This is a genomic window from Marinobacter sp. RI1, from assembly GCF_041155085.1.
In the GTDB taxonomy this organism is placed as follows: domain Bacteria; phylum Pseudomonadota; class Gammaproteobacteria; order Pseudomonadales; family Oleiphilaceae; genus Marinobacter; species Marinobacter nauticus.
Genome location: NZ_AP031605.1, coordinates 3,791,760 through 3,817,355, shown reverse-complemented (window position 1 = coordinate 3,817,355; position 25,596 = coordinate 3,791,760). Strand labels below are relative to the sequence as shown.

At 57.3% G+C, this 25,596-nt stretch carries 35 protein-coding genes; 34 read left to right on the top strand and 1 reads right to left on the bottom strand.

Annotated elements, in window-relative coordinates; translation table 11 throughout:
- The 22 genes from rplV (at position 1) to rplQ (ending at position 10,531) form a co-directional block, all read left to right on the top strand.
- A complete protein-coding gene (gene rplV, locus ACAM27_RS17355) occupies positions 1-333 on the top strand; it encodes a 50S ribosomal protein L22 (protein ID WP_008940674.1) in 333 nt (110 codons plus the stop codon).
- Between the two features lie 11 nt (positions 334-344).
- On the top strand, positions 345-1,028 hold the full coding sequence (rpsC, locus tag ACAM27_RS17350; protein ID WP_011784249.1) for a 30S ribosomal protein S3: 684 nt from the start codon (positions 345-347) through the stop codon (positions 1,026-1,028).
- 12 nt (positions 1,029-1,040) lie between these two features.
- The gene (gene rplP, locus ACAM27_RS17345) at positions 1,041-1,454 is read left to right on the top strand and encodes a 50S ribosomal protein L16 (RefSeq protein WP_011784250.1); all 414 of its coding nucleotides are present in this window, start codon (positions 1,041-1,043) and stop codon (positions 1,452-1,454) included.
- The gene (gene rpmC, locus ACAM27_RS17340) at positions 1,454-1,645 is read left to right on the top strand and encodes a 50S ribosomal protein L29 (protein ID WP_008174877.1); all 192 of its coding nucleotides are present in this window, start codon (positions 1,454-1,456) and stop codon (positions 1,643-1,645) included. The genes rplP and rpmC overlap by 1 nt, the downstream gene beginning before the upstream one ends.
- A 1-nt stretch (position 1,646) precedes the next feature.
- Entirely contained in the window at positions 1,647-1,913 is a 267-nt protein-coding gene (gene rpsQ / locus ACAM27_RS17335) for a 30S ribosomal protein S17 (protein ID WP_011784251.1), read from the top strand.
- An 18-nt stretch (positions 1,914-1,931) separates the two neighbouring features.
- On the top strand, positions 1,932-2,300 hold the full coding sequence (gene rplN / locus ACAM27_RS17330) for a 50S ribosomal protein L14 (RefSeq protein WP_011784252.1): 369 nt from the start codon (positions 1,932-1,934) through the stop codon (positions 2,298-2,300).
- 17 nt (positions 2,301-2,317) lie between these two features.
- On the top strand, positions 2,318-2,638 hold the full coding sequence (gene rplX, locus ACAM27_RS17325; protein WP_011784253.1) for a 50S ribosomal protein L24: 321 nt from the start codon (positions 2,318-2,320) through the stop codon (positions 2,636-2,638).
- Between the two features lie 15 nt (positions 2,639-2,653).
- Positions 2,654-3,193: a 50S ribosomal protein L5 gene (rplE, locus tag ACAM27_RS17320; protein ID WP_011784254.1), complete on the top strand. Its 540-nt coding sequence runs from the start codon at positions 2,654-2,656 to the stop codon at positions 3,191-3,193.
- A gap of 12 nt (positions 3,194-3,205) precedes the next feature.
- Positions 3,206-3,511, top strand: a complete 306-nt coding sequence (rpsN, locus tag ACAM27_RS17315; RefSeq protein ID WP_011784255.1) for a 30S ribosomal protein S14 — start codon at positions 3,206-3,208, stop codon at positions 3,509-3,511.
- A gap of 88 nt (positions 3,512-3,599) precedes the next feature.
- On the top strand, positions 3,600-3,992 hold the full coding sequence (gene rpsH, locus ACAM27_RS17310) for a 30S ribosomal protein S8 (RefSeq protein WP_023010931.1): 393 nt from the start codon (positions 3,600-3,602) through the stop codon (positions 3,990-3,992).
- 9 nt (positions 3,993-4,001) lie between these two features.
- Entirely contained in the window at positions 4,002-4,535 is a 534-nt protein-coding gene (gene rplF, locus ACAM27_RS17305) for a 50S ribosomal protein L6 (protein WP_011784257.1), read from the top strand.
- 9 nt (positions 4,536-4,544) lie between these two features.
- Positions 4,545-4,892: a 50S ribosomal protein L18 gene (gene rplR / locus ACAM27_RS17300; protein WP_011784258.1), complete on the top strand. Its 348-nt coding sequence runs from the start codon at positions 4,545-4,547 to the stop codon at positions 4,890-4,892.
- Between the two features lie 12 nt (positions 4,893-4,904).
- Positions 4,905-5,405 carry a 30S ribosomal protein S5 gene (gene rpsE / locus ACAM27_RS17295; RefSeq protein ID WP_023010932.1) on the top strand — a complete coding sequence of 167 codons (501 nt, stop codon included), beginning with the start codon at positions 4,905-4,907 and terminating at the stop codon, positions 5,403-5,405.
- Between the two features lie 4 nt (positions 5,406-5,409).
- On the top strand, positions 5,410-5,598 hold the full coding sequence (gene rpmD, locus ACAM27_RS17290) for a 50S ribosomal protein L30 (RefSeq protein WP_008174894.1): 189 nt from the start codon (positions 5,410-5,412) through the stop codon (positions 5,596-5,598).
- Position 5,599: 1 nt separating this feature from the next.
- Positions 5,600-6,034 carry a 50S ribosomal protein L15 gene (gene rplO, locus ACAM27_RS17285; protein WP_011784260.1) on the top strand — a complete coding sequence of 145 codons (435 nt, stop codon included), beginning with the start codon at positions 5,600-5,602 and terminating at the stop codon, positions 6,032-6,034.
- Positions 6,035-6,051: 17 nt separating this feature from the next.
- Positions 6,052-7,374: a preprotein translocase subunit SecY gene (secY, locus tag ACAM27_RS17280; RefSeq protein WP_011784261.1), complete on the top strand. Its 1,323-nt coding sequence runs from the start codon at positions 6,052-6,054 to the stop codon at positions 7,372-7,374.
- 33 nt (positions 7,375-7,407) lie between these two features.
- A complete protein-coding gene (rpmJ, locus tag ACAM27_RS17275) occupies positions 7,408-7,521 on the top strand; it encodes a 50S ribosomal protein L36 (protein WP_008174902.1) in 114 nt (37 codons plus the stop codon).
- Between the two features lie 142 nt (positions 7,522-7,663).
- Positions 7,664-8,020, top strand: coding sequence for a 30S ribosomal protein S13 (gene rpsM / locus ACAM27_RS17270; RefSeq protein WP_011784262.1), 357 nt, complete (start codon positions 7,664-7,666; stop codon positions 8,018-8,020).
- Positions 8,021-8,033: 13 nt separating this feature from the next.
- Complete coding sequence (gene rpsK / locus ACAM27_RS17265; RefSeq protein ID WP_007153992.1) at positions 8,034-8,423, top strand: 30S ribosomal protein S11; 390 nt, start codon at positions 8,034-8,036, stop codon at positions 8,421-8,423.
- An 18-nt stretch (positions 8,424-8,441) separates the two neighbouring features.
- Entirely contained in the window at positions 8,442-9,062 is a 621-nt protein-coding gene (gene rpsD / locus ACAM27_RS17260) for a 30S ribosomal protein S4 (protein WP_014420494.1), read from the top strand.
- A 35-nt stretch (positions 9,063-9,097) separates the two neighbouring features.
- Positions 9,098-10,102 carry a DNA-directed RNA polymerase subunit alpha gene (locus ACAM27_RS17255; RefSeq protein WP_008174911.1) on the top strand — a complete coding sequence of 335 codons (1,005 nt, stop codon included), beginning with the start codon at positions 9,098-9,100 and terminating at the stop codon, positions 10,100-10,102.
- Positions 10,103-10,135: 33 nt separating this feature from the next.
- Complete coding sequence (gene rplQ / locus ACAM27_RS17250) at positions 10,136-10,531, top strand: 50S ribosomal protein L17 (protein ID WP_023007570.1); 396 nt, start codon at positions 10,136-10,138, stop codon at positions 10,529-10,531.
- A 72-nt stretch (positions 10,532-10,603) separates the two neighbouring features.
- Here the strand turns inward: rplQ and uvrA are convergent, their stop codons facing one another.
- The gene (gene uvrA / locus ACAM27_RS17245) at positions 10,604-13,426 is read right to left on the bottom strand and encodes an excinuclease ABC subunit UvrA (RefSeq protein ID WP_222180713.1); all 2,823 of its coding nucleotides are present in this window, start codon (positions 13,424-13,426) and stop codon (positions 10,604-10,606) included.
- A gap of 164 nt (positions 13,427-13,590) precedes the next feature.
- On the opposite strand from uvrA, the gene ACAM27_RS17240 reads away from it, so the two are divergent.
- From ACAM27_RS17240 to ACAM27_RS17185, 12 genes are all read left to right on the top strand, one after another.
- On the top strand, positions 13,591-14,961 hold the full coding sequence (locus ACAM27_RS17240) for an MFS transporter (RefSeq protein ID WP_369612372.1): 1,371 nt from the start codon (positions 13,591-13,593) through the stop codon (positions 14,959-14,961).
- Positions 14,962-15,018: 57 nt separating this feature from the next.
- Positions 15,019-15,543 carry a single-stranded DNA-binding protein gene (ssb, locus tag ACAM27_RS17235; protein ID WP_113880451.1) on the top strand — a complete coding sequence of 175 codons (525 nt, stop codon included), beginning with the start codon at positions 15,019-15,021 and terminating at the stop codon, positions 15,541-15,543.
- Positions 15,544-15,753: 210 nt separating this feature from the next.
- Entirely contained in the window at positions 15,754-16,680 is a 927-nt protein-coding gene (locus ACAM27_RS17230) for a biogenesis protein MshI (RefSeq protein WP_369612371.1), read from the top strand.
- Positions 16,680-17,297, top strand: a complete 618-nt coding sequence (locus tag ACAM27_RS17225) for a PilN domain-containing protein (protein ID WP_369612370.1) — start codon at positions 16,680-16,682, stop codon at positions 17,295-17,297. The genes ACAM27_RS17230 and ACAM27_RS17225 overlap by 1 nt, the downstream gene beginning before the upstream one ends.
- Complete coding sequence (locus tag ACAM27_RS17220) at positions 17,294-17,983, top strand: MSHA biogenesis protein MshJ (protein ID WP_369612369.1); 690 nt, start codon at positions 17,294-17,296, stop codon at positions 17,981-17,983. The genes ACAM27_RS17225 and ACAM27_RS17220 overlap by 4 nt, the downstream gene beginning before the upstream one ends.
- 1 nt (position 17,984) lies before the next feature.
- Positions 17,985-18,314 carry a hypothetical protein gene (locus tag ACAM27_RS17215; protein ID WP_369612368.1) on the top strand — a complete coding sequence of 110 codons (330 nt, stop codon included), beginning with the start codon at positions 17,985-17,987 and terminating at the stop codon, positions 18,312-18,314.
- Complete coding sequence (gene mshL / locus ACAM27_RS17210) at positions 18,311-20,029, top strand: pilus (MSHA type) biogenesis protein MshL (RefSeq protein WP_369612367.1); 1,719 nt, start codon at positions 18,311-18,313, stop codon at positions 20,027-20,029. The genes ACAM27_RS17215 and mshL overlap by 4 nt, the downstream gene beginning before the upstream one ends.
- Complete coding sequence (locus ACAM27_RS17205; RefSeq protein WP_369612366.1) at positions 20,029-20,868, top strand: ExeA family protein; 840 nt, start codon at positions 20,029-20,031, stop codon at positions 20,866-20,868. The genes mshL and ACAM27_RS17205 overlap by 1 nt, the downstream gene beginning before the upstream one ends.
- Entirely contained in the window at positions 20,865-22,016 is a 1,152-nt protein-coding gene (locus ACAM27_RS17200) for a tetratricopeptide repeat protein (protein ID WP_369612365.1), read from the top strand. Before ACAM27_RS17205 ends, ACAM27_RS17200 begins: the two co-directional genes overlap by 4 nt.
- Entirely contained in the window at positions 22,013-23,782 is a 1,770-nt protein-coding gene (locus ACAM27_RS17195) for a GspE/PulE family protein (protein ID WP_113880440.1), read from the top strand. The genes ACAM27_RS17200 and ACAM27_RS17195 overlap by 4 nt, the downstream gene beginning before the upstream one ends.
- Positions 23,782-25,011, top strand: a complete 1,230-nt coding sequence (locus ACAM27_RS17190) for a type II secretion system F family protein (RefSeq protein WP_369612364.1) — start codon at positions 23,782-23,784, stop codon at positions 25,009-25,011. The genes ACAM27_RS17195 and ACAM27_RS17190 overlap by 1 nt, the downstream gene beginning before the upstream one ends.
- Complete coding sequence (locus ACAM27_RS17185; protein WP_369612363.1) at positions 25,012-25,593, top strand: hypothetical protein; 582 nt, start codon at positions 25,012-25,014, stop codon at positions 25,591-25,593.
- The last annotated feature ends 3 nt before the right edge of the window (positions 25,594-25,596 follow it).

The following is a 25,596-nucleotide window of genomic DNA, read 5'->3' as shown; positions in this document are numbered from 1 at the left end:
ATGGAAGTAGCAGCCAAGTACAAGGGCGCTCGCCTCTCAGCTCAGAAAGCACGTCTTGTCGCTGACCAAGTACGCGGCAAGGCTGTTGAGGACGCCCTGAACATTCTGACTTTCAGCCCTAAGAAGGCAGCGGTTGTGATCAAGAAAGCTCTTGAATCCGCCATTGCCAACGCTGAGCACAACGAAGGTCTGGACGTAGATGATCTGCGGGTTTCCACCGTGATGGTGGATGAGGGCCCAACGCTCAAGCGAATCAAAGCTCGAGCCAAGGGGCGCGCTGACCGTATTTTCAAGCGCACCTGTCATATCACCGTCAAGGTCGCCGACAAGTAGGAGATGCTCAGATGGGTCATAAAGTAAATCCAACCGGCATTCGCCTGGGTGTGATCAAAGAGCACAACTCAGTGTGGTACGCCGACAAAAAGGACTACGCGAAGAATCTTCTGAATGATATTCAGGTTCGCGAATTCCTGGACAAGCGTCTGGTTAAGGCGTCTGTCAGCAAGATCGTGATCGAGCGCCCTGCTCAGAACGCCCGGATCACGATCCATACCGCCCGCCCCGGTATTGTTATCGGTAAGAAGGGTGAAGATGTTGACCGTCTGCGTCGCGAAGTCAGCGACATGATGGGTGTGCCTGTGCACATCAACATCGAAGAAGTCCGCAAGCCGGATCTGGATGCCCGCCTGGTAGCGCAAAACGTTGCCGGCCAGCTGGAGCGTCGTGTGATGTTCCGTCGCGCTATGAAGCGTGCGGTTCAAAACGCCATGCGTCAGGGAGCCAAGGGTATCAAGATTCAGGTTGGCGGTCGTCTTGGGGGTGCTGAAATCGCACGTTCCGAGTGGTATCGCGAAGGTCGTGTACCTCTGCACACACTGCGTGCAGATATTGATTATGCAACCTATGAAGCGCACACCACTTACGGCGTTATCGGCGTAAAGGTATGGATCTTCAAAGGTGAGATTCTTGGTGGTATGGAGCAGGTCCGTGCTGACAAGAAAGCCTCTGGGAAGAAAGGTTCTAAGTAAAGGGGCACTCTTATGCTGCAACCAAAACGCACCAAATTCCGCAAGGTAATGAAAGGCCGTAACACCGGTCTTGCTCAGCGCGCAAACAAGGTGAGCTTCGGTGAATACGGATTGAAGGCGACCAGCCGTGGGCGTATAACTGCGCGCCAGATTGAGGCAGCGCGTCGTACCATGACTCGCCGCATCAAGCGGGGCGGTAAGATCTGGATCCGGGTATTCCCGGATAAGCCGATCACCGGTAAGCCGCTGGAAGTACGTATGGGTAAAGGTAAAGGTTCTGTCGAGTATTGGGTGGCTGAGATTCAGCCAGGCCGCATGTTGTACGAGATGGAAGGTGTCGCGGAAGAAATCGCACGCGAAGCTTTCACTCTGGCTGCCGCCAAACTGCCGGTACAGACCACCTTTGTTAAGAGGACGGTGATGTGATGAAAGCAACAGAGCTGCGTGAAAAGTCAGTCGAGGAGCTGAACAAAGAGCTGATCGACCTCCTGAAGGAGCAGTTCAACCTGCGCATGCGCAAGGCGACAGGTCAGCTGAATCAGTCTCACCTTCTCGGCAAGGTGAAGCGCGATATCGCTCGCGTGAAAACAGTATTGAACGAAAAGGCAGGACAGTGACATGACCGAAGCTACCCAAACTGCCAGAACTCTGAGCGGCAAGGTCGTGAGCAACAAGATGGACAAGTCCATCGTGGTCCTGGTTGAGCGTCAGGTTAAACACCCGCTGTACGGTAAGTACATGAAGCGTTCAACCAAGATTCATGCACACGATGAAAGCAATCAGTGCAACATTGGTGACACCGTAACCATCCAGGAAACCCGTCCGGTCTCCAAGACCAAGAGCTGGGCCCTGGTGGAAGTTACCGAACGCGCTGCCAAGGTGTAATTCGCCCGGAGAACAACCATGATTCAGACTCAAACAATGCTTGAAGTCGCGGATAACAGTGGTGCACGTCAGGTTATGTGCATCAAGGTCCTGGGCGGATCTCACCGGCGTTATGCAACCGTTGGGGATATCATCAAGGTAACCGTCAAGGAAGCCATCCCCCGCGGCAAGGTGAAAAAAGGCCAGGTCCTGAAGGCTGTTGTAGTACGTACCCGTAAGGGTGTGCGTCGTCCGGACGGTTCTCTGATCCGTTTTGACGGTAACGCGGCGGTACTTCTGAACAATCAGGACGCTCCCATTGGTACCCGTATCTTCGGACCGGTTACCCGTGAACTGCGTAACGAGAAGTTCATGAAGATTATCTCACTGGCACCCGAAGTACTTTAAAGGACCAGAGGCCGGTTATGAAAAAGATCAAACGAGATGACGAAGTAATCGTCACCACGGGGAAAGACAAAGACAAACGTGGTAAAGTCCTGAAAGTTCTGGACGACGGTCGCGTGCTTGTTTCTGGCATCAATATGATGAAGAAGCACACAAAGCCGAACCCGATGCTTGGCACCCCGGGCGGTATCGTCGAAAAAGAAGCGCCTATCCAGGCTTCCAACGTGGCTATTTTTAATCCGCAGACCGGCAAAGCCGATCGTGTTGGCTTCCAGATCAAGGAAGACGGCACCAAAGTGCGGATCTTCAAGTCCACGAACGAAGCTGTCGATAACCAGTAAGCGGTGGTGGTTACGATGCTTAACATGAAAGAGCAGTACACTAAGGAAGTGGTACCCGCCCTGCAGAAAGAGTTCGGTTACAAGAACGTGATGCAGGTGCCGCGTATCGAGAAAATCACCCTGAACATGGGTGTTGGCGAAGCGGTTGGTGACAAGAAACTGATTGAAAATGCCGTGGCAGATCTTGAGCGCCTGGCAGGTCAAAAAGTGGTTGTTACCAAAGCGCGTAAATCCGTCGCGGGCTTTAAAATCCGTGAAGGTTGGCCGATTGGCTGTAAAGTGACCCTGCGCGGTGAGCGCATGTGGGATTTCTTTGATCGTCTGGTGCACATTGCGGTTCCCCGCATTCGTGACTTCCGCGGTCTGAACCCGAAATCCTTCGACGGTCGCGGTAACTACAGCATGGGTGTGCGTGAGCAGATCATCTTTCCGGAGATCGAGTACGACAAAGTCGACAAGATCCGCGGGTTGGATATCACCATCACCACCACTGCCGGTACCGACGACGAAGGTCGCGAACTGTTGAAAGCCTTTGGCTTTCCGTTCAAGAAATAAGGAACGAGTGACATGGCGAAGGTTTCAATGAAAAACCGTGAGCAAAAGCGCGAAAAACTGGTAGCAAAGTATGCTGCCAAGCGCGCCGAGCTCAAGGCGATTATCAAAAACCCGAATACCAGCGATGATGACCGTTGGGATGCACAGATGAAGCTCCAGCAGCTTCCGCGTGATTCATCTCCTTCGCGTCTTCGGAATCGTTGCCAGGTGACTGGTCGTCCCCACGGCGTTCTGCGCAAGTTCGAGCTGTCACGGATCAAACTCCGTGAATACGGCATGCGCGGTGACGTTCCGGGCCTGACCAAGGCAAGCTGGTAAGATAGGCCGCCTGACTTCGGTCAGGTGCCTGTTGGTAAGCGGTGCGGCAAGCCGCTGCACAACTAAAAAGATCAGGAGCCTCATACCAATGAGTATGCAAGACACGCTTGCGGATATGTTTACCCGTATCCGTAATGCCCAGATGGCGTCAAAAGCTGACGTAACGATGCCATCTTCAAAAATGAAGGTCTCGGTAGCCCAGGTCCTCAAGGACGAAGGCTACGTAGCAGATTTTTCTGTTTCAGCTGACGCGAAGCCCGAGCTGACCATCACTCTGAAATACTTCGGCGGCAAGCCGGTTATTGAGGAGATTCAGCGGGTCAGCCGTCCGAGTCTGCGCCAGTACAAAGGCGCCGGGGAACTGCCGAAAGTAGCCGGTGGTCTGGGAGTCGCGATTGTCTCAACGTCCAAGGGCGTTATGACAGACCGCGCCGCACGAGCTGCAGGCGTGGGTGGCGAAGTCATCTGCACCGTATTCTAGGAGATACACATGTCCAGGGTTGCCAATAATCCTGTCGTGCTGCCTTCCGGTGTTGAGGTTAAGCTGAACGGACAGGAAATCAATGTGAAGGGTTCCAAAGGAGCGCTTCAGTTCACCATTCACCAGGCGGTTGAAGTAAAGCAGGAAGAAAACGTCCTGCGTTTTGCGGCCCGCGATGGTGCAAAACAGTCCCGCGCTCTTGCTGGTACTACTCGTGCGCTGGTTAACAATATGGTTACCGGCGTATCCACAGGCTGGGAGCGTAAGCTGCAGCTGACGGGCGTAGGTTACCGTGCGCAGGCGCAAGGTAAGAAGCTCAACCTGACACTGGGTTTTTCCCACCCGGTCGAGTATGAGCTGCCCGAGGGTGTTACCGCTGAAACTCCGTCCAATACGGAAGTTGTGATTCGCGGTATCGACAAGCAACAGGTTGGCCAGGTCGCTGCGGAAATCCGCGCGTTCCGTCCGCCCGAGCCGTATAAGGGCAAGGGTGTGCGTTATGCGGATGAGCAGGTCAGACGCAAAGAAGCCAAGAAGAAATAAGGCGGGACTATGAGCGCAAATAACGAAAGACTGCGTCGCGCGCGCAAAGTGCGCATGAAGATCCGTGAGCTGGGTACTGACCGTTTGTGCGTGCACCGTACACCGCGTCATATGTACGCCCAGGTTACGACTGCAGATGGCAGCAAAGTGCTTGCCACTGCCTCCACGTTGGATAAGGAGCTGCGCCAGGGTGCAACCGGTAACGTGGACGCTGCCAAGAAGGTCGGTCAGCTGATTGCTGAGCGCGCCAAGGCAGCAGGCATTGAGAAGGTCGCTTTTGACCGCTCAGGTTACCGTTATCACGGTCGTGTTCAGGCTCTTGCCGACGCTGCCCGTGAAGCTGGCTTGCAATTCTAAGAGGTGGAGAAGATGAGCGTTAACGAACAGAAGGCGCCTGAGCTCCAGGAGAAGCTGGTTCAGGTCAATCGCGTCGCCAAGGTAGTTAAAGGCGGCCGTATCTTTGCCTTCACTGCACTGACTGTAGTGGGTGATGGTAAAGGTCGCGTTGGTTTCGGTCGTGGCAAGGCCCGGGAAGTTCCGGTTGCCATCCAGAAGGCCATGGAAGCTGCACGCAAAAACATGGTAGACGTAGCGTTGGACGGCACTACCCTGCAGTACCCGGTTCGGGCGCAGCACGGGGGTTCCAAGGTCTACATGCAGCCTGCTTCTGAGGGTACCGGTATCATTGCCGGCGGTGCGATGCGCGCCGTACTCGAGGTGGCCGGTGTGCAGAACGTACTGTCCAAGTGTTACGGGTCCACCAACCCGGTGAACGTAGTACGTTCCACCATCAAGGGTCTGCAGGCCATGAAGGCGCCTGAAGACGTTGCAGCCAAGCGCGGTAAATCCGTGGAAGATATTCTGGGTTGAAGTCATGGCGAACGCAAAAACGATCAAAGTAACTCTGACCCGCAGCCCGATCGGCTGTCAGCCCAAGCACAAGCTGTGCGTCAAGGGCCTGGGTCTTCGTAAAATCGGTCACACCGTGGAAGTGGAAGACACTCCTTCCATTCGCGGCATGATCAACCGGGTAAATTACCTGGTTCGGGTTGAGGAGAACTAAGATGCGTCTGAACGAACTTGCTCCGGAACCCGGTTCACGTCCGTCCGCCAAGCGTGTCGGCCGTGGTATCGGTAGCGGTCTCGGCAAAACCGGCGGTCGTGGTCATAAAGGTCTGAAATCCCGTTCCGGTGGCTCCGTTGCCCCTGGTTTCGAGGGTGGTCAGCAGCCTTTGGCCCGTCGTCTGCCTAAGTTCGGTTTCACCTCGCGTCAGCAGCGTTACGTGGCGGAAATCCGCCTGAACGAGCTGGCCAAGGTTGAAGGCGACGTGGTGGATCTGGCGGCCCTGAAAAAGGCTGACATCATTCGCGAAGAAATTCGCGAGGCCAAGGTTATCCTGTCCGGCGAGCTGGACCGTGCGGTAACCGTGAAAGGCCTTCGAGTCACCAAGGGCGCACGCGAAGCGATTACCGCCGCGGGTGGTAAAGTCGAAGACTAAGACGAGTCGAGGACTAAATGGCCAAGACAGCATCATTGCCTGCGGGCGCCGGAAAAGGATTTGCAGAGCTGCGCTCGCGGCTCTGGTTCGTGTTTCTGGCGCTGCTGGTGTACCGGATCGGTGCCCACATTCCGGTTCCCGGTATCAACCCGGATCGGCTGGCGGCACTGTTTGATCAGAACCAGGGAACCATCCTGAGTCTGTTCAACATGTTCTCCGGTGGTGCGCTTGAGCGCATGAGTATCTTCGCACTCGGTATCATGCCGTACATTTCGGCTTCTATTATCATGCAGCTCATGACTGCGGTTAGTCCGCAGCTTGAGCAGCTTAAGAAAGAAGGCGAGGCTGGTCGTCGCAAGATCAGCCAGTATACGCGGTATGGTACGGTTATCCTGGCCCTGGTTCAGGGCTTTGGTATTTCTGTGGGTCTGGCATCACAGGGCGTTACCTTTAATGACAGCTTCAGCTTCCACTTTGTGGCGGTTGTTTCGTTTGTCTGCGGTGCGGTCTTCATGATGTGGCTCGGTGAGCAGATCACCGAAAGAGGTATTGGTAACGGTATTTCGCTGCTGATTTTCGCGGGTATTGTTGCCGGTCTTCCTGGCGCCATTGGCCAGACTCTGGAGCAGGCTCGTAACGGTGAAATGAGCTTGCTGGTTGTTCTCGGAATTGGTGTTCTGGCGATTGCTGTTGTCGGTTTCGTGGTCTTCATGGAGCGTGGGCAGCGTCGTTTGACCATCAACTATGCCAAACGGCAGCAAGGGCGGCGGGTATTTGCCCAGCAGTCCAGCCACCTGCCGCTGAAGGTGAATATGGCCGGCGTCATTCCGCCGATCTTCGCCTCTTCGATTCTTCTGTTCCCGGCTTCTCTGGGGCAGTGGTTCGGTCAGGGCGAAGGCATGGAGTGGCTGAGCGATATCTCTCAGGCATTGGCACCGAGCCAGCCGTTGTATATTATCCTGTTCGCAGCAGCAGTTATCTTCTTCTGCTACTTCTATACAGCGCTGATGTACAACCCCAAGGAAGTTGCGGATAACCTCAAGCGTTCCGGCGCGTTTATCCCCGGTATTCGTCCCGGCGAACAGACGGCCAAGTACATCGATGGTGTGCTGACCCGTTTGACTCTGTTCGGTGCTATGTATATTGCAGCAGTGTCCCTGTTCCCTCAGTTCCTGATGGTGGCCGGGAATGTGCCTTTCTATCTTGGGGGCACCTCTCTGCTGATTGTTGTAGTCGTGGTGATGGATTTCATGGCTCAGGTTCAGTCGCACCTGATGTCTCACCAGTATGAATCGCTGATGAAGAAATCCAATCTCAAGGGCTATGGACGGAACGGCTGAACAAGCCGTTCCCCTTGAAAACTGGAGTCGACAATGAAAGTACGCGCTTCGGTAAAGAAAATTTGCCGTAACTGCAAAGTAATTCGACGCAATGGCTCAGTTCGAGTCATCTGCTCGGAGCCTCGTCACAAGCAGCGCCAGGGCTAATCCGTTTCGGATAAGCGCTGACATTGTAAAAGGGGTTCGGAATAGTGGCGCTTGACTCACAGGTGGGTCAGGCGCTATTATTTCGCGCCCTTTTTGTGGCGGAAAATTCACACAGCAAAGCTTTGAACGCGGAGTAATTTGGATGGCACGTATAGCCGGTGTCAATATACCCGATAACAAACATGCTGTTATCTCGCTGACCTACATCTTCGGTGTTGGCAAGACAACAGCCCAGAAGCTTTGCGATGCAACCGGCGTTAAGCCGGACGCCAAGGTCAAAGACCTGAGCGACGAGCAACTTGAAGCACTTCGTACTGAAGTGGGCAAGTTTACCGTCGAAGGCGATCTGCGTCGTGAAGTACAGATGAACATCAAGCGTTTGAAGGATCTCGGTTGCTTCCGTGGTCTGCGTCATCGTCATGGCCTTCCGGTCCGTGGCCAGCGCACCAAGACCAACGCCCGCACCCGTAAAGGTCCTCGCAAACCTATTCGTAAGTAACAGGTAGGCAAACATGGCAAAGCCAGGTACACGTACCCGTAAAAAGGTGAAAAAGACGGTTGTTGATGGCGTCGCGCACATTCACGCGTCCTTCAACAACACCATCGTGACCATTTCGGACCGTCAGGGCAACGTCCTGTCCTGGGCCACTTCTGGTGGTTCCGGTTTCCGCGGCTCACGTAAGAGTACACCTTTTGCTGCGCAGGTAGCAGCTGAAAGAGCCGGTAATGCGGCTGCTGAATACGGCCTTAAAAACCTGGACGTAGAGGTTAAGGGTCCTGGGCCCGGACGTGAATCTGCAGTTCGCGCGCTGAATGCGTGTGGCTACAAGATCACCAACATCACTGATGTGACGCCGATTCCCCACAACGGCTGTCGTCCGCCCAAGAAGCGCCGCGTCTAACACAGGAGACAGTGAAATATGGCTCGTTATATAGGCCCGAAGTGCAAGCTGTCTCGTCGTGAAGGGACAGATCTTTTTCTGAAGAGCGGCGTTCGCGCGCTCGATTCCAAGTGCAACATCGAGACTCCGCCGGGTATGCACGGCGCGCGTCGCGGTCGTCTGTCCGAGTACGGCGTTCAGCTTCGTGAAAAACAGAAAGTCCGTCGTATCTACGGCGTTCTTGAGAAGCAGTTCCGTAACTATTACAAAGAGGCCGCCCGAGGCAAAGGTGCAACTGGTGAAAACCTGCTGCAGCTGCTGGAAGGCCGTCTCGATAACGTTGTATATCGCATGGGCTTTGGTTCTACCCGTGCAGAAGCCCGTCAGCTCGTCTCTCACAAGGCGATCCTGGTCAATGATAAGCCGGTTAACATCCCGTCCTATCAGGTCAAGCCGGGCGACGTTGTGAGCGTGCGCGAAAAGGCCAAGAATCAGCTGCGTGTTAAAGGCGCGCTGGATCTGGCTTCAAGCCGTGCACCGGTAAGCTGGGTAGAGGTTGACGCCAACAAGATGTCCGGCGTTTACAAGTCAGTACCTGAGCGTACTGAACTGCCGGCCGACATCAACGAGAACCTCATCGTCGAGCTTTACTCCAAGTAAAGCCCAGTTAGCAACGATAGCAGATAGGGGCGTCTATGCAGCGTTCAGTACATGAGTTATTGACACCTCGTACCATTGACGTGAAAGAATCCAGCGCCACGCGCGCCAAGGTGACTCTGGAGCCGCTCGAGCGCGGTTTCGGGCACACCCTGGGCAGCGCGCTGCGTCGTATTCTTCTGTCTTCGATGCCGGGCTGCGCCGTAACTGAAGCACAGATCGACGGTGTCCTGCACGAGTACAGTGCCATTGAAGGTGTCCAGGAAGACGTCATCGAGATTCTGCTGAATCTCAAGGGCGTTGCCGTAAAGATGAACGGCCGTGACGATGCTGAGCTTACCCTCAGCAAGAAAGGTCCGGGCGTGGTGACTGCCGGCGATATCAAGCTGGACCACGATGTGGAAATCGCTAACCCGGAGCACGTGATCTGTCACTTGAGCGAAAACGGCGAAGTGAACATGCGCTTGCGCGTGGCACGGGGCCGTGGCTACGAGCCGGCTGATCAGCGTGGTCTGGACGAGGACGAAACTCGTGCCATCGGACGCTTGCAGCTGGATGCAACGTTCAGCCCGGTTCGTCGTGTGGCCTATGCCGTCGAGAGCGCTCGGGTTGAGCAGCGTACAGACCTGGACAAGCTGGTTATTGATCTGGAGACCAACGGTACCATCGATCCGGAAGAAGCAATTCGCCGGGCCGCTACCATTCTCCAGCAGCAGCTGGCTGTGTTCGTCGATTTCGATCATGAGAAAGAGCCTGAGCGTGTAGAGGAAGAGGAAGAAATCGATCCGATTCTGCTGCGCCCGGTTGATGATCTGGAGTTGACTGTGCGTTCAGCTAACTGCTTGAAGGCTGAAAACATTTACTATATCGGCGATCTGATCCAGCGCACGGAAGTGGAGCTGCTGAAGACGCCTAATCTTGGCAAAAAGTCGCTGACCGAGATCAAGGACGTTCTTGCGTCCCGTGGTCTGTCTTTGGGTATGCGTCTTGATAACTGGCCGCCGGCAAGCCTTCGTGGTGATGACCGGGTTCTGGGCGGTTGATCGCCGATTAGTTTAAGGTAAGGAATCAGAGCAATGCGTCATCGTAAGAGTGGTCGTAAGTTCAACAGGACCAGTGCGCATCGCAAGGCCATGTTCCGTAACATGACTGCGTCACTGGTTGAGCACGAGCTGATCAAAACGACGCTCCCGAAAGCCAAAGAGCTGCGTCGGGTAGCTGAGCCGTTGATCACGCTCGCAAAGAATGATTCGGTAGCAAATCGTCGCCTGGCGTTCTCTCGCCTGCGTAACGATGCTGCGGTAGCCAAGCTGTTTGATGAGCTGGGCCCCCGTTACAGCGAGCGTCCGGGTGGTTATCTTCGTATTCTGAAGTGCGGTTTCCGCGCTGGCGATAATGCCCCGATGGCATTCGTTGAGCTGGTCGGCCGTCCTCTGGACATCGAAGCTGAAGAGATGGACGACGAAGAGTAAGTTCTTCTGAGTCCATAAAAAAACCGGGTTCCGCAAGGTTCCCGGTTTTTTTGTGCCCGTCGCTCGGGCGGGCTATTTGGTGAGCATCGGTTTGAGGTAACGTCCGGTGTGCGAAGCCGGATTGGCGGCCACTTCCTCGGGCGTTCCTTCAGCAATAATCTGTCCGCCACCGGACCCACCTTCCGGGCCGAGGTCGACAATCCAGTCTGCGGTCTTGATGACGTCCAGGTTGTGCTCAATGACAACGATGGTATTGCCGTGATCGCGCAAGCGCTCCAGCACGTTCAAAAGTTGCTGGATATCGTAGAAGTGCAGGCCGGTCGTGGGCTCGTCCAGAATGTACAGGGTTTTGCCTGTGTCCCGTTTGGACAATTCCTTAGCCAGCTTGACCCGCTGTGCTTCGCCCCCCGAGAGGGTCACTGCGCTCTGGCCCAAACGAATGTAAGACAGGCCCACGTCGATCAGCGTTTGCAGTTTTCTGGCAATGAAGGGGACTGCGTCGAAAAACTCCCGGCCCTCCTCAACGGTCATTTCCAGAACTTCGTGAATGTTTTTGCCTTTATACCGAACCTCGAGGGTCTCCCGGTTGTAGCGTTTGCCTTTACAGATGTCGCAGGGCACATAGACGTCTGGCAGGAAGTGCATTTCGACTTTGATGACACCATCGCCCTGGCAGGCCTCGCACCGGCCGCCCTTCACGTTGAAGGAGAAGCGGCCAGGTTTGTAACCGCGTGAACGTGCCTCCTGAGTGCCGGCGAAGAGTTCCCGGATGGGGGTAAACAGGCCGGTGTAAGTGGCAGGGTTAGACCTGGGTGTCCGTCCGATAGGGCTCTGGTCAATGTCGATCACCTTGTCGAGCTGATCAAGTCCTTTCAGGCTCTTGTAGGGCGCATGATTGAGGCTCGTCGCTTTGTTCAGTTTGGCGGCCGCGACCGGATAGAGGGTGCTGTTGATCAGAGTGGATTTGCCTGAGCCCGATACCCCGGTAACGCAGGTCATCACGCCCAGCGGCAGCGTGAGCGTTACGTCTTGAAGATTGTTGCCAGAGGCGCCGGTCAGTACCAGCTTCTTGCCGTTACCCTTGTTTCGCTCAGAAGGTACCGAGATCTCCTTCTCGCCACTGAGGTACTGGCCAGTCATTGAAGCCGGGTTGGCGATAATCTCTTTCGGGGTTCCCCGTGCGACAATCTCTCCGCCGTGGACGCCAGCGCCGGGGCCAATGTCAATAACGTAGTCGGCAGCCCGGATAGCATCTTCGTCGTGTTCCACCACAATCACCGTATTGCCAAGGTCCCGGAGGTGGGTGAGGGTGGCAAGCAGTCGGTCGTTGTCCCGCTGGTGCAGGCCAATGGACGGCTCGTCCAGAATGTACATCACGCCCACCAGGCCTGCGCCTATCTGGCTGGCCAGCCTGATGCGCTGGGCTTCGCCGCCTGAGAGGGTGTCTGCGCTGCGTTCCAGGGTGAGGTATTCGAGGCCCACGTTGACCAGAAATTGCAGGCGCTCCCGTACCTCTTTCAGGATTTTTTCGGCGATCTCACCTTTACGCCCGGGCAATGCCAGAGTGCTGAAGTAGCGATGGGCATCACCCACGGGCAGGTGGGTTATTTCCGGAAGGTTTCGCTCTTCGATAAAGACGTGACGGGCACTGCGACGCAGGCGCGAACCGCCGCAGTCTTTACAGGGCTGTGTACTCAGGTTGCGAGCCAGTTCCTCACGCATGCTCTGGGATTCCGTCTCGCGGTAACGGCGTTCCAGGTTAGGCAGTATGCCCTCGAATGGGTGCGCTTTTTCCATGATATGGCCGCGAGAGTTCACATAGCGAAAGGGAATGTCCTCGTCGCCGGAGCCATACAGGAGCACCTCCTGGAAGTTTTCGGGCAGCTCTTCCCAAGGCGTTTCCAGGTCAATGCCGTAGTGTTCGGCAACACTGGTCAGCATCTGGAAGTAATACACGGCACGACGGTCCCAGCCCTTGATGGCTCCTGATGCCAGGGTCGCTTCCGGGCTCTGGATCACCTTTTCGGCATCAAAGAACTGGCGCACCCCCAGGCCGTCGCAGGTGGGGCAGGCGCCGGCCGGGTTGTTGAACGAAAACAGGCGAGGTTCCAGTTCGCTCAGGGAGTAGCCGCATTGGGTGCAGGCATAGCGCGCCGAGAAGGTGTGTTCCTCGCCTTCTCCACTCATGGGCGCCACCAGAGCAATGCCGTCGGCCAGCTCCAGGGCGGTTTCGAAGCTCTCGGCCAATCGTTGCTCCAGCCCCTCCTTGACTTTGAATCGATCGACCACAACGTCAATCTGGTGCTTGCGCTTCTTGTCCAGGGCAGGAACGTCGTCTATGTCGTATACCGCTCCGTCTACTCTCAGGCGGATGAAGCCCTGGCTGCGCATGGTGTCGATCACCTGCAGATGCTCACCTTTGCGATCCCGGATCACCGGCGCCAATATCATCAGCTTGCTGCCTTCCGGCATCGCGATAACCTGGTCAACCATCTGGCTCACGGTCTGGGCTTCCAGCGGCTGGCCGTGATCAGGACAGCGGGGTTCACCGGCACGAGCGAAAAGCAGTCTCAGATAGTCATAGATCTCGGTGATGGTCCCCACGGTAGAGCGGGGGTTGTGAGACGTGGATTTCTGTTCGATGGAGATGGCTGGTGACAAGCCTTCAATGTGATCCACATCGGGCTTTTCCATCATCGAGAGGAATTGCCGTGCGTAGGTGGACAGTGACTCGACATACCGGCGCTGGCCCTCGGCATAGAGCGTATCGAACGCCAATGAGGACTTGCCGGAGCCGGACAGACCGGTAATGACGATCAGTTTGTCCCTTGGCATATCCAGGTCGATGTTTTTCAGGTTGTGGGTGCGTGCGCCCTTGATCTGGATATGGTCCATAACACCTCGCTTGGTAAAAACTGCCAGTATATCGGTTTCGTGTCGTTCCGGCTAAGTGCGGAACGACCCGCTGTGCGGGTGTCCCGTCGCCGGGGTGGTTCTGGTACAATGCGCCGCCGGCGGTTACCGGCCGCTCACCATTCATTCAAACCGCACGGGTAGGCATGAACGCGCTCGAAAAACGCTCAGTTGTGGCTCTGGCTTCGGTATACGCCATGCGTATGCTGGGCCTTTTTATGGTCATGCCCGTGTTTGTCCTGCTGGGTACGGACCTGCAGGGTTCGACGCCGGCGCTATTGGGCCTGGCGATTGGCGCCTACGGTCTGAGTCAGGCGCTGTTGCAGATCCCCTTCGGCCTGTTGTCGGATCGGGTTGGCCGCAAGAAGATGATCTACCTGGGGCTTATCTTGTTTGCCAGCGGGAGCCTGCTGGCCGCGTCGACCGACTCCATATACGTTGTGATCGCTGGTCGGATTCTTCAAGGTGCCGGTGCCATCGCCAGTGTATTGATGGCACTGCTGTCAGACCTTACCCGAGAGGAAGAGCGCACCAAGGCCATGGCCACGGTGGGCATTTCCATTGGCCTGTCGTTTTCTGTGTCGCTGGTACTGGGGCCGTTGCTGGGCGCGGCCTGGGGGTTGTCCGGTATCTTCTACGTGACGGCAGTGATGGCTCTGTTGGCGCTAATAGTGGTAGCCCGGGTCGTGCCTACGCCACATACCCATAAAGTCAGCGCCGATACCCATCCTGCCCGCGAAATGGTAGGGCGCGTTCTGGCCGATGGCCGCCTGCTGCGGCTCGATTTCGGGATCTTTGTGCTGCATCTTGTTCTGACCGCCCTGTTCCTGGTCTTTCCGACCATGCTTCAGGATCGGTTGGGGCTGGCCAGCAGCTCCCACTGGTGGTTCTATTTGAGTGTGATGGTGCTTTCTTTCTTTGCCATGGTGCCCTTTATCATCATTGGCGAAAAGAAACGTAAAATGAAGCCGATACTGTGCATGGCCATTGCCTTGCTGACAGCGGCAACAGCAACGCTGACTCAGGTGAATACCAGCCTCTGGGCAGCTTGGGGTGTGCTGTTTTTCTTCTTTATGGCGTTCAACCTTCTGGAAGCCAGTCTGCCTTCGTTGATCAGTAAAGAGGCTCCGGCTGCCAGTAAGGGAACGGCCATGGGGGTTTATTCCACCTCCCAGTTTTTTGGTGCTTTTCTGGGTGGAGCTCTGGGAGGTTATCTGCTGCAGAGCGCTGGCGTGGAGGGAGTGCTCTGGTTGATGGCCGGGTGCCTCCTGGTGTGGCTGCTGGCAGCCTTGACCATGCCGGCCCCGAGCTACACGACCAGCCTGGTTCTGGAGCTGAGGGATGCACTGGAAAATACCTTTGACGACGTGGACCGTCAGCTACGGAGGCTGCCGGGCGTGAAGGACGTTGTGATTGTTGAAAATGCATCGACAGCCTACCTGAAGGTGGATCGTCAGCATTTTCGGGAAGATCAGCTTGCGGACTTTGACTTTGTCCGGCAGGGTAAGAGTACTTAAACACAGGATGCTGGCATGGACGGCTGGCACTCCGCAAAACATGATCAGGAGCATACGATGGCACGAGGCGTAAACAAGGTAATTCTCATTGGTAACCTGGGGCAGGACCCGGACACTCGTTATACCCCCAACGGCAACGCTGTGGTTAACCTGAACCTCGCCACAGACGAGAGTTACAAGGATCGCCAGACCGGACAGCTGGTGCCGAAGACCGAGTGGCATCGGGTTGTGCTGTTCGGCAAGGTGGCTGAAGTGGCTGGGCAATACCTGCGCAAAGGCTCCAAGGTCTACATTGAAGGCAAGCTGCAGACCCGGAAATGGCAGAACAAGGAAGGGCAGGATGTCTACACCACTGAAGTGGTTGTGGATATCAATGGCCAGATGCAGATGCTGGACAGCCGTGGCTCTGAGGGCGGTATGAATCCGGGGGCGCCCCAGGGACGGCCGCAGCAACAGCCGCAATACAATGCGCCGCCCCAGCAGGGTGGACAGGCTGGTGGCTACAACAACCCGGCACCCCAGCAGCAAGGTGGCGGCATGCCTGAGCCGATTGATGATTTTGATGACGATATTCCGTTCTGATAAATATCAAGTTTGTCCTGAATCAAAAGCCCGCGATTTCTGCGGGCTTTTTTGTTACGGACTTGCAAATCTCCGTGAAATCAATCAAAAATCCGTAGAGTTACGTTCGGTTTCTCAACTACTATTTAAGTCAGTGTAAAAATTCGGCGATATTTTAAGCGTTTCTACGCTTGGCTATCGTGGCAAAGAACGTTCGTCTTAAAGGAAGTCATGACCCTGAGCTCCGTTGTAAACCGAGTCTCCCGCTTGTTTGCGCGGGCAGACAGCAGAACCCCGGTCTGTCTTGAGGTCCGCCCTGACGGCATCGCCTGGGCCAAGGGCTCCGATGGGGTGTGGGCCGGCCGAGGGTTTGTCGATTGTTTGCCGGCCAAGCGTCGCGAAGCGCTCGAGTCTCTCGTTAACGAACAGGGCTGGGTGGGAGCCCCCGCGGTTGTGGTGTTGCCCATCGATCAATACCAGGTTTTCCAGGTGGAGCGCCCTGAGGGTATTGAAGACAGCGAGCTGGCAGATGCCCTGAAGTGGAAGTTGAAAGACTTCCTGGATTTCAGTCCCTCCGATGCGGTTTCTGATGTTTTTGCCTTTCCGGAAGATGCCTCCCGTGGGCGTGGGCCCCTGGTGAACGTAGTTGCCGCTCGCAAGTCACTGGTGCAGGAGCTGGTGGCACTGGTTGACGGAGCCGGCCTGGAACTGGTGCGGGTGGATATTGCTGAACTTGCACTGCGAAACCTGGCCTCCCGTATGGACACCGCGAACCGTGGTGTGGCGCTGGTCCACCTGCGCGAACGATATGGGCAGATGGTTGTCTGCCGCGGCGATACGCTGTATCTGTCCCGGCGGCTGGACGTGTCCTACGACGATCTGCGGGATGCCGGCCGACAGGAAAACGCGGTGCAGTCCCTCGCCCTGGAGATTCAGCGCTCCATGGATTATTTCGAGAGCCAGTTGGGCCAGGTGCCGCCCGCCACGATCCGCCTGGTGGCGAGAGACTCGGTGCTGCCGCTTACCTCCATGTTGTCGTCCTATGTGGCCGCCTCGATTGAAACTGTCGCCTGGCCGGAGTTTGGACTGGAGCAGGATCTGGATAGCCGGTGTCTCCCTGCCTGGAGTGCGGGCCTGGTCGTCGGGGAGGCTCATTAATGCAGCAGCAGGTCAATCTTTATACCGCCGAGCTGCGGCCAAACAAACAAAAGCTGAACGCCACATCGGCACTGATGGCGCTGGCACTGGTGATTGTGGTGGTTGCCGGGCTTGCCGGCCTGGTTCGTTACCAGAATCAGCAACTGGAGGCTCAGGCTCTGGCCGTAGAGCGGCAAAACAACCAGTTAGAGCAGGTGGTCGCCCGGCTGCAGGATGAGGTTCGGGCTCGTCAGCCGGACCCGGATCTGGAAGCGGCTCTGGCAAGGGTCACGGAAACGATCAGCCGCCGACAACGACTGCTGGGTCGAATCGAAACCCTGACCATAAGTGGTCATTCCGGATTTTCCGGAAGGTTGTCTGCGTTGGCCCGGCAAGTGCCAGACAATCTCTGGCTGACCGGGATTCGGCTGGAGTCTTTCCCCGCTACCCTGACGCTTAAGGGCCAGACCCGGTCTGCCGACTTGGTGCCCCGTTATCTCGAACGCCTGGGCGAAGAGCCGGCGTTTATTGGTGAAACCTTCTCTGATTTCCGGATCTCGCGCCCGGATGGAGAGGCAGCACGCCAGTGGGTCAACTTTCAGATTGCCACCGAAAACAACGGGGACGCAGGCTTATGAGCGTGTTGAAATCCCGATGGGCTGACGGCTGCCAATGGTATAACGACCGGCCGATTCGCGAGCGGGTTCTGGTACTGCTAACGGTATGCGTGCTGGTGTTTGTTGTTGGCTGGGAACTGCTGGTTGCGCCTGCTGAAGCCCGGAAAAGTCAGCTAACCAGCCAGTTTCAGGCAGCGCTAACCACACGGGATGCTTTGTTTAGCCAGCAGGAAAGTCTTGATGGACAGCTTGCCAGTGATCCTTCCACCGAGCTGCGGGAAAGGCTTGCAGCGCGGGAAAACCGGCTAAGCAGCCTGAATGAGCAGATTGCTGAAACCACCGGTCAGTTGATTGCACCCCGGGACATGGTGGTGCTGTTAAGAGAAATGCTTGCTGCGCAACAGGGCCTGAAACTGGACTCCATGGAATTGTTGGCTCCGGAGCCGGTGTATGACGAACCGGACACGGCGAATGCTGCCGTCGGTAACGACAAGCCAAAATCCGAGCCGTTGTTGTACACGCACGACGTGGAAATGACCGTGCGCGGCGGCTATCTGGACGTGTTGAACTATCTTGAACGCCTGGAAGCCATGGATGAACGGCTGGGCTGGTCGCGGCTTGAGTATGATGCGGGCACCTGGCCGGACGGCCAGGCCACTATTCGGGTGCGCACGCTAAGCCTGGAGCCTGCGTGGTTGGGGGTGTGATGTGAGCTGGCAACTTATTGGTACTGCCGTGATCGTGATGGCCGCCGGCGTGGCGTTGCCAGCGCAGGCGTTGCAAGACCCCACCAGGCCCCCGGGTATTCAGAGCCGGGCTGTGGCTGCAATGCCGCCGCGACCCCTGGAGCTTGGCTCGATTGTCCATGGCTCCGACCGACGAGTGGCGGTGATTGAAGGCGTTGCCCTGAAAGAGGGTGAGAGCCACGACGGTATTCGCGTGCGCCGGATCTATCGAGACCGTGTTGAAATCCTGGATAACGGACAACATCGGGTGCTCTACCCGGAAACCCTTCCGCAGGTGCGGAGAACCCAATGAAAGACAAGCGGACACCAATGAATGCATTCAGACCGAAGGCCCAGACGGCGCTCGTAGTTGCGCTCTCCCTATTCATGGCGGCCTGTAGTAACAATCCGTTAATGCGCACCTCGGCGGCGACCTCTTCGGATGTGGCTGACGAAATCGATCGAACCCTGGAACAGGCTGAACAGAGTCAGCGGATAGCCAGTAACGTGAGTGCGGTGCCTGCGCCATCGGCTGCCGATATCAGCAGCCAGTTGTTGCCGCCTCTGAGTAGCAGCCCGCAACAGGATGAGCGCTTCGATGTGAACGCCTCGGATGTTCCGGCCAGTAGTTTTTTTGAGGCACTGGTTGCCGGCACCCGTTATAACGTGGTGGTTCGCCCGGATGTGGCCACGACGGTCAGTCTTCGACTGAGCGATGTGACCGTTCCGGAAGTCATGGACATAGCGGCAGACCTGTATGGCCTGGATATTACCCGTACTGGTCGGCTTTATCGGGTGGCGGCCGATCAGGTTCAGACCCGCCTGTTCCCCATCGATTATCTGCACTTCAAGCGCCGTGGCGGCTCGGAAACCCGTGTTAGTTCCGGGCAGGTCAGCAGTTCCCGAAGCAATAGAGAGGGGGCTGGCAGCAACGATAACAATGAAGACAATGAAACCCGCAATCTGGTCGGTACCACGATATCGACTCAGACCGAATCGGATTTCTGGAGTGATATCCGCGACGCCCTGAACATGATCGTGGGCGGTGATAAAGGGCAGGTTGTGGCGAATCCGGGAGCAGGGCTGGTTATGGTCCGGGCTGGTGCCGACGATCTTAGGCTGGTGGAGAGCTATTTGCGCAAGACCGAGCTGATTATGCAGCGCCAGGTTGTGCTGGAAGCCAAAATTCTGGAAGTGGGGCTGAACGAGGGGTACCAGCAGGGTATCGACTGGAATGATGTACAGAGCTCTGCGGGGCGGGCCGACTACTTCACCAGCCAGTCACTTGGTGGTCAGCAAATTCGGACTCCGGACATCGGCGGGCTTTTCTCGGCAACGGTCAGTGCCGGGGATTTCACCGGGTTGATTGAACTGCTTGGCCAGCAGGGCAATGTGCAGATCCTGTCGAGCCCGAGAATTTCCACGGTTAACAATCAAAAGGCCGTGATCAAAGTCGGTACCGATGAGTTCTTCGTCACTGACATTGATTTTGATGATAACAATTCCGCTGTTACCGCTACCGACAGCACATCAACCTCCGTCGAGCTGACGCCGTTCTTTTCCGGCATCTCTCTGGATGTGACTCCTCAGATCGCCGAGGACGGCGCCATCACCCTGCATGTGCATCCGTCCGTGAGTGAAGTGGCGGATCAGGAAAAGGTGATCACCATCGGGGAGCGGGATGTCACCCTGCCACTGGCCCGAAGCACTGTTCGCGAAACCGACAGTGTCATCCGGGCCGAAAGTGGCCAGATTGTGGTGATTGGCGGTCTGATCCAGAACAGCAGCGAGGACAACAATTCAGCGGTGCCTTTCTTCAGCGAGATCCCTTTACTGGGAGAGCTGTTCAAACAGCGCAATTTCGAATCCCGCAAGAGTGAGCTGGTTATCCTGTTGCGTCCGGTCGTCGCCAATGCCGGTCAGATGCAGGCCGATGTCAGTGCCTCCCGTGAGCGCATGAATGTATTGCGGGAGCTGTTGAATTCGTCTGAATCCGTCAAGCCACAACCCGAGACTGCGCCGCGCTGATGTATCAGAGCCACTTCGGACTGCAGGAAGCACCGTTTGCATTGACGCCCAACACCCGCTACTTCCTGCGGGCGCCCAGTCATTCCGATGCCCTGGAGCTTTTGCTGGTGGCGCTGCGGCAGCGGGAAGGCTTTATCAAGGTGACCGGGGAAGTCGGTACCGGTAAGACCCTGCTGTGCCGCCTGTTGCTGAATGAACTCGATAAAGAAGCCTGCACCGCCTACGTGCCCAACCCGAACCTTCCGCCGGATACGCTCTACGAGGCCGTGGCGGAGGAGCTGGGTGTGGACGTGGCGGTGTGCGCCAACGTGCATCAGATCCTCAAGGCCCTGAACGAGAAACTGATTGCCCTGGCCATGGTCCAGAAGCCAGTGGTGCTGGTGATTGACGAAGCCCAGGCCATGCCGGAAGAAACCATCGAAGCCCTGCGCCTGCTGACCAACCTGGAAACCGAAAGCACCCGGTTGCTTCAGATCGTGCTGTTCGGTCAGCCGGAGCTCGACACGACCCTGAGCAAGGACAGCCTGCGCCAGCTACGCCAGCGCATTACTTTCCAGACTCGCTTGCAGCCCCTAAACCGGGATTCGGTGGGGCAATACCTTCGGCACCGGCTGTCACAGGCGGGGTATAACGGCTCCGACCTGTTCGCGCCAGCTGCTCTTAGAGTGATCTGGCGGGCGTCGGGAGGTATTCCAAGGCTGGTGAACGTGCTGGCCCACAAGGCCATGCTGGCAGCCTGGGGCCAGGGGGATCGGCTGGTCAACCGAAGACACGCACTACTGGCCGTCAGGGATACCGAAAGTGCCCGTTCCCTCGGCCTGTTCGGGAGGTGGTTATGAGCCTGCTGAACGATGCCCTGAGAGCGGCCGAACAGCGCCAGCAACAGCCACAGGTGTCGGCGGTCTATACCGGTCACAGCACAACAACGGGTACGGGATTCGGTGGAAAAACCGCTTTGCTGTTCGTTCTTGTGAGCTTCCTGGTGCTCGGCGTTGGCGCAGCATGGTGGCTTATTTCGAAAGACGAGACGGCTGCCCCGGCGCTTACTGAAGCCGATGTGGCGCCAGCACCCGCCCCTGAAGCTCCTCTCGAAACTCAGACTGTGGCGAAGTTCCGGCCGAATACTGAGGCGGCGAGTTCTTCCGCGGCTACAGCGCCTGAAACAGTAGTCACACCTGTCCTTGAACCGGTGGTGACGGCTGAGCCTGCTGTAGCTCCAGAGTCGGCCATTACCGAAACGGTTGAGGAGCAGGTCCGGCACCTGGCAGAACCGACTGACCAGCAGGAGCCAGCCAAGCCCGAGGTGGCCGTAGCAGAAAAAGCCAGCGCAGCGAAGCCTGAGCCGGCTGTCACCATTGCTGAGCCTGAACCTGCGGCAACGCCGGCCCAGACATCCGTGAAACAGCCCCGGGAAACTCCGGAAGCGATCGACCTGCGCACCAGCCGTGAGCTGGCCAGGCTGTTGTCTTCAGGTCGCATTGTTGAGGCCGAGCAGTTGCTGGCCTCGCTGACTGAAAGCCAACCGGCACCGAACAGCCGGGAAGTGGTTGCCCGTGACCTGCTGGTGCAGGGAGAAGCGGAGCGGGCCCTTGGCTGGCTCCCGGCTGAGGTGACTGACGATTACGCCGGCCTGCGCTTGCTCCGGGCTAGAGCTTTACTGGCGCAGGGGCAGCTTGAGCAGGCAGTGGCCACGTTGTCGGCCCGGGTGCCGGCTGTGGCTGATCAGCCAGAGTACCGCATCACGCTGGCTACCTTGCTGCAACAGGTCGGGCAGACGGAGGCCTCTGCCGGCCACTGGGCGGAACTCATTGCCTACGACGACAGTCGCCCAGCCTGGTGGCTCGGCCTGGCCATTGCCCTGGAAACCGGAGGGCGCGGCCGCAGCGCTGCGCAGGCTTATGCCCAGGCTGCAGCCTTGCCGGGATTGTCTCCGGCGCTGGCGGACTACGCCCGAGAACGCTTGAATGCATTGCAGGCAGGATCATGACCACAGAACCGAAGAAAAAAATTCGCATAGGTGACCTGCTGGTCCAGAACGACGTCATCACCGAACAGCAGCTGATGACGGCGCTGCGTGAGCAGAAGAACACCGGCCGGAAACTGGGCCGGACCCTGATTGATCTGGGCTATGTGGATGAGGATAACCTGCTTAATATCCTCTCCCGCCAGTTGGAGGTGCCGTTCGTACAACTGCGCCACTACCAGTTCAACAACGAACTGGTAAAGAAGTTGCCTGAGGCCCTCGCGCGCCGGTTCCGGGCGATTGTGCTGGCGGAACAGGGGGGCGAGTTGCTGGTGGGCATGGCCGACCCGCTCGATATTTTTGCCTACGATGAACTGGTGCGGGTGCTCAAGCAGCCCATCAAGCAGGCGGTTGTTCGGGAAAGCGAACTGCTCAACACGTTGGACCTGGTCTACCGCCGTACCGACGAGATTGCCTCGCTGGCCGAGGAGCTGGAAGACGAGCTGGGCGATGATGCCTTCGACCTGGCGGACCTGTCTGCCGAATCCGAAAGCGCTGATGCTCCGGTGGTCAAACTATTGCAGACTCTGTTTGAGGACGCCGTGCAGGCCCGGAGTTCGGATATTCATATCGAGCCGGATGAGTCGGTGGTGCGTATCCGCCAGCGGGTGGACGGGGTGCTTCAGGAACAGGTGATGAAGGAAAAGCGCGTGAACGCGGCGCTGGTCCTGCGCCTGAAACTGATGGCGGGCCTGAATATTTCCGAGAAGCGGTTGCCGCAGGATGGCCGTTTCAACGTGCGGGTAAAAGGCCGCAGTATCGATGTGCGGGTATCCACCATGCCTGTGCAATATGGTGAATCGGTGGTGATGCGTTTGCTGGACCAGAGCCAGGGTATGCTGGATCTTCAGGGTACCGGCATGCCACCGCACTTGCTGGAACGTTTCCGTAAGCTGATCAAAAAGCCCCACGGCATGATTCTGGTAACCGGCCCCACCGGCAGCGGTAAAACCACGACCCTGTATGGCGCGTTAACCGAGCTGAACAAACCCGAGGTCAAGATCATTACCGCTGAAGACCCGGTGGAATACCGGTTGCCACGGATTACCCAGGTTCAGGTGAATCCAAAAATCGGACTGGAATTTGCCAACGTGTTGCGCGCCTCCCTGCGCCAGGACCCGGATATCATTCTGGTGGGTGAAATGCGCGACCACGAAACCGTCGAGATTGGCTTGCGTGCTGCCATGACCGGTCACCTGGTGCTGTCCACCCTGCACACCAACGATTCAATCAGCAGCGCCATGCGTCTGATTGATATGGGGGCGGAGCCCTTCCTGGTGGCGAGTTCACTGTTGGGCGTGGTGGCTCAGCGTCTGGTTCGGCGGGTATGCGACAACTGCAAAGAGCCCTACCAGCCCACCGAACAGGAGCTGATCTGGCTGCAGTCCTTTGACCTGGATCCGCTCGATATTGAAGCCGGCTTTATCCACGGCAAGGGCTGCTATCAGTGCAGCAACACCGGCTATAAGGGCCGGCTGGGCGTCTACGAAATGCTGGAAATGGACGAGGACATGCTGGATGCGCTGCGCCGCAAGGATGTCTCTGACTTTACCCGGGCCGCCCGCCGAAGCCCCATCTATCGGCCTTTGGGGCAGTGCGCCATGGACTATGCCCTACAGGGCGTTACCTCTTTGCAGGAAGTGGCACGAGTAGCGGCCACATCGGAAGCCGACATGTCGGTGGATGCCGATGACCTGGGCGGCGATACCGCCATAGGAGTGGATAGCTGATGCAGTTCAGTTACCGGGGCAAGGACAACCGGGGCGTTGTTCAGCAAGGTTCTCTGACCGCCGCCAATCCGGACGCGGCAGCCAGCGAACTGATGCGCCGTGGTATTACGCCGCTGACCATTCGCGAACAGGAAGATACCTCGTCGGCACTGGACAAACTGAACCAGCTGCCGCTGTTCCGGAAAGCCGTCACGCTGGATGAGCTGATTGTGTTCTGCCGCCAGATGCACGCGTTGACCAAGGCCGGCATCCCGCTGATTCGCACCATGCGCGGGCTGGCAGAAACCACGCGCTCGCCGGTGCTGGCGGAGGTGCTGGAAGACATTACCAACCGGCTGGAAGGCGGCACCACCATGGCCACGGCCATGCAGGCACACCCGAAAGTGTTCTCCGAACTGTTCATCGCAATGATTCACGTGGGGGAGAACACCGGGATGCTGGATGATTCGTTCAAGCGCCTGTCGGAGATTCTGGAGCTGGAACGGGACACCAAACGGCGGGTAAAACAGGCACTTCGCTACCCGACATTCGTGGTCATTGCACTGCTGGCGGCGTTGATGGTGGTGAACTTCCTTGTCATTCCGCGCTTTGCCTCGGTGTTTGCCAAGCTGGGCGCAGACTTGCCATTCCTGACCCAGGTGCTCGTAGGCACGTCGAATTTCCTGCTCGGGTACTGGCCGGTGATGTTGTTTGCGGGGGCTGCCGGTGCTGTGCTGATCCGCCAGTGGAAGCAGACCGATCGGGGCCGGCTGATGTGGGATCGCTACAAGCTAAAGCTGCCCATCATCGGCCCACTGTTGGAGCTGATTACCCTCAGCCGTTTTGCCCGTAACTTTGCCACCATGCTCAAGGCCGGGATGCCGGTGACCCATGCGCTGACGGTAGTGGCCGACGCCACCGACAACGCCTGGATCGGCAGCCATATCAAAGACATGCGGCTTGGTATTGAACGCGGTGAAAGCCTGCTGAGAACCGCGCGGCACAGCGAAATGTTCACGCCCCTGATCCTGCAGATGATCGCTGTAGGGGAAGAAACCGGTTCGGTGGATGACATGCTTAATAATGTGGCGGATTTCTACGACGAAGATGTGGACTATGGCCTGAAACGGCTGGCGGAATCCATCGAGCCGATCCTGATTGTGGCCATGGGGATTCTGGTACTGATACTGGCGCTGGGGGTCTTCCTGCCGATCTGGGACCTGGGGGCGGCCGCCATGGGGCGGGGCTAGGTGCAGGCGCCACGCTGGTCTTCGGCTGATGGCCTGGCCAATGCCAGGCGGATGCGGATGCTGACGGCCCTGGTGGTGTTATTTGTGCTCTGGTGGGTGCTGCTGGGCAGGCTGGAAAGAGAGCTGCAGCAGGTGGAACAGCAGAGCGTGGCCATGGTGCTGACGCAGCTTCGCTCTGCGCTGGTGATTAAAGGTGCGGAAGCCATGTTGAGCCGGGATCAGAACCTGGCCAGCCTGGAAGGGCGTAACCCCTTCAACTGGCTTGATCACCAATGGGCCAGCTACAAGGGCGATTGTGGTGAGAACGAGCCGGACTCCGGCAGCTGGTGTTTTGCAAACCAGCAACAAAAAGAAACAGGCGAAACGGCCAGGGGTTGGTTAATTTATAAACCGAAGCAGCCGATAACCATAGAAGGCAAGCGCGTGAAACCCGAACAGCCGATCGCCTGGCGAGTGACAACCGAATTTGCTGACCGCAACAGGAATAACCGGCGGGAGCAAGACGAACGGTTGACCGGCCTGACACTGAGGCCGGTACCGTTCCAGCAAACCACAGTGAACCGGCAGGACGCCTGGCGCTGAATG

Bases quoted from the DNA above. Each gene is read 5' to 3' on its own strand.
- rplV (WP_008940674.1), top strand. From the start codon at position 1: ATGGAAGTAGCAGCCAAGTACAAGGGCGCTCGCCTCTCAGCTCAGAAA.
- rpsC (WP_011784249.1), top strand. From the start codon at position 345: ATGGGTCATAAAGTAAATCCAACCGGCATTCGCCTGGGTGTGATCAAA.
- rplP (WP_011784250.1), top strand. From the start codon at position 1,041: ATGCTGCAACCAAAACGCACCAAATTCCGCAAGGTAATGAAAGGCCGT.
- rpmC (WP_008174877.1), top strand. From the start codon at position 1,454: ATGAAAGCAACAGAGCTGCGTGAAAAGTCAGTCGAGGAGCTGAACAAA.
- rpsQ (WP_011784251.1), top strand. From the start codon at position 1,647: ATGACCGAAGCTACCCAAACTGCCAGAACTCTGAGCGGCAAGGTCGTG.
- rplN (WP_011784252.1), top strand. From the start codon at position 1,932: ATGATTCAGACTCAAACAATGCTTGAAGTCGCGGATAACAGTGGTGCA.
- rplX (WP_011784253.1), top strand. From the start codon at position 2,318: ATGAAAAAGATCAAACGAGATGACGAAGTAATCGTCACCACGGGGAAA.
- rplE (WP_011784254.1), top strand. From the start codon at position 2,654: ATGCTTAACATGAAAGAGCAGTACACTAAGGAAGTGGTACCCGCCCTG.
- rpsN (WP_011784255.1), top strand. From the start codon at position 3,206: ATGGCGAAGGTTTCAATGAAAAACCGTGAGCAAAAGCGCGAAAAACTG.
- rpsH (WP_023010931.1), top strand. From the start codon at position 3,600: ATGAGTATGCAAGACACGCTTGCGGATATGTTTACCCGTATCCGTAAT.
- rplF (WP_011784257.1), top strand. From the start codon at position 4,002: ATGTCCAGGGTTGCCAATAATCCTGTCGTGCTGCCTTCCGGTGTTGAG.
- rplR (WP_011784258.1), top strand. From the start codon at position 4,545: ATGAGCGCAAATAACGAAAGACTGCGTCGCGCGCGCAAAGTGCGCATG.
- rpsE (WP_023010932.1), top strand. From the start codon at position 4,905: ATGAGCGTTAACGAACAGAAGGCGCCTGAGCTCCAGGAGAAGCTGGTT.
- rpmD (WP_008174894.1), top strand. From the start codon at position 5,410: ATGGCGAACGCAAAAACGATCAAAGTAACTCTGACCCGCAGCCCGATC.
- rplO (WP_011784260.1), top strand. From the start codon at position 5,600: ATGCGTCTGAACGAACTTGCTCCGGAACCCGGTTCACGTCCGTCCGCC.
- secY (WP_011784261.1), top strand. From the start codon at position 6,052: ATGGCCAAGACAGCATCATTGCCTGCGGGCGCCGGAAAAGGATTTGCA.
- rpmJ (WP_008174902.1), top strand. From the start codon at position 7,408: ATGAAAGTACGCGCTTCGGTAAAGAAAATTTGCCGTAACTGCAAAGTA.
- rpsM (WP_011784262.1), top strand. From the start codon at position 7,664: ATGGCACGTATAGCCGGTGTCAATATACCCGATAACAAACATGCTGTT.
- rpsK (WP_007153992.1), top strand. From the start codon at position 8,034: ATGGCAAAGCCAGGTACACGTACCCGTAAAAAGGTGAAAAAGACGGTT.
- rpsD (WP_014420494.1), top strand. From the start codon at position 8,442: ATGGCTCGTTATATAGGCCCGAAGTGCAAGCTGTCTCGTCGTGAAGGG.
- ACAM27_RS17255 (WP_008174911.1), top strand. From the start codon at position 9,098: ATGCAGCGTTCAGTACATGAGTTATTGACACCTCGTACCATTGACGTG.
- rplQ (WP_023007570.1), top strand. From the start codon at position 10,136: ATGCGTCATCGTAAGAGTGGTCGTAAGTTCAACAGGACCAGTGCGCAT.
- uvrA (WP_222180713.1), bottom strand. From the start codon at position 13,426: ATGGACCATATCCAGATCAAGGGCGCACGCACCCACAACCTGAAAAAC.
- ACAM27_RS17240 (WP_369612372.1), top strand. From the start codon at position 13,591: ATGAACGCGCTCGAAAAACGCTCAGTTGTGGCTCTGGCTTCGGTATAC.
- ssb (WP_113880451.1), top strand. From the start codon at position 15,019: ATGGCACGAGGCGTAAACAAGGTAATTCTCATTGGTAACCTGGGGCAG.
- ACAM27_RS17230 (WP_369612371.1), top strand. From the start codon at position 15,754: ATGACCCTGAGCTCCGTTGTAAACCGAGTCTCCCGCTTGTTTGCGCGG.
- ACAM27_RS17225 (WP_369612370.1), top strand. From the start codon at position 16,680: ATGCAGCAGCAGGTCAATCTTTATACCGCCGAGCTGCGGCCAAACAAA.
- ACAM27_RS17220 (WP_369612369.1), top strand. From the start codon at position 17,294: ATGAGCGTGTTGAAATCCCGATGGGCTGACGGCTGCCAATGGTATAAC.
- mshL (WP_369612367.1), top strand. From the start codon at position 18,311: ATGAAAGACAAGCGGACACCAATGAATGCATTCAGACCGAAGGCCCAG.
- ACAM27_RS17205 (WP_369612366.1), top strand. From the start codon at position 20,029: ATGTATCAGAGCCACTTCGGACTGCAGGAAGCACCGTTTGCATTGACG.
- ACAM27_RS17200 (WP_369612365.1), top strand. From the start codon at position 20,865: ATGAGCCTGCTGAACGATGCCCTGAGAGCGGCCGAACAGCGCCAGCAA.
- ACAM27_RS17195 (WP_113880440.1), top strand. From the start codon at position 22,013: ATGACCACAGAACCGAAGAAAAAAATTCGCATAGGTGACCTGCTGGTC.
- ACAM27_RS17190 (WP_369612364.1), top strand. From the start codon at position 23,782: ATGCAGTTCAGTTACCGGGGCAAGGACAACCGGGGCGTTGTTCAGCAA.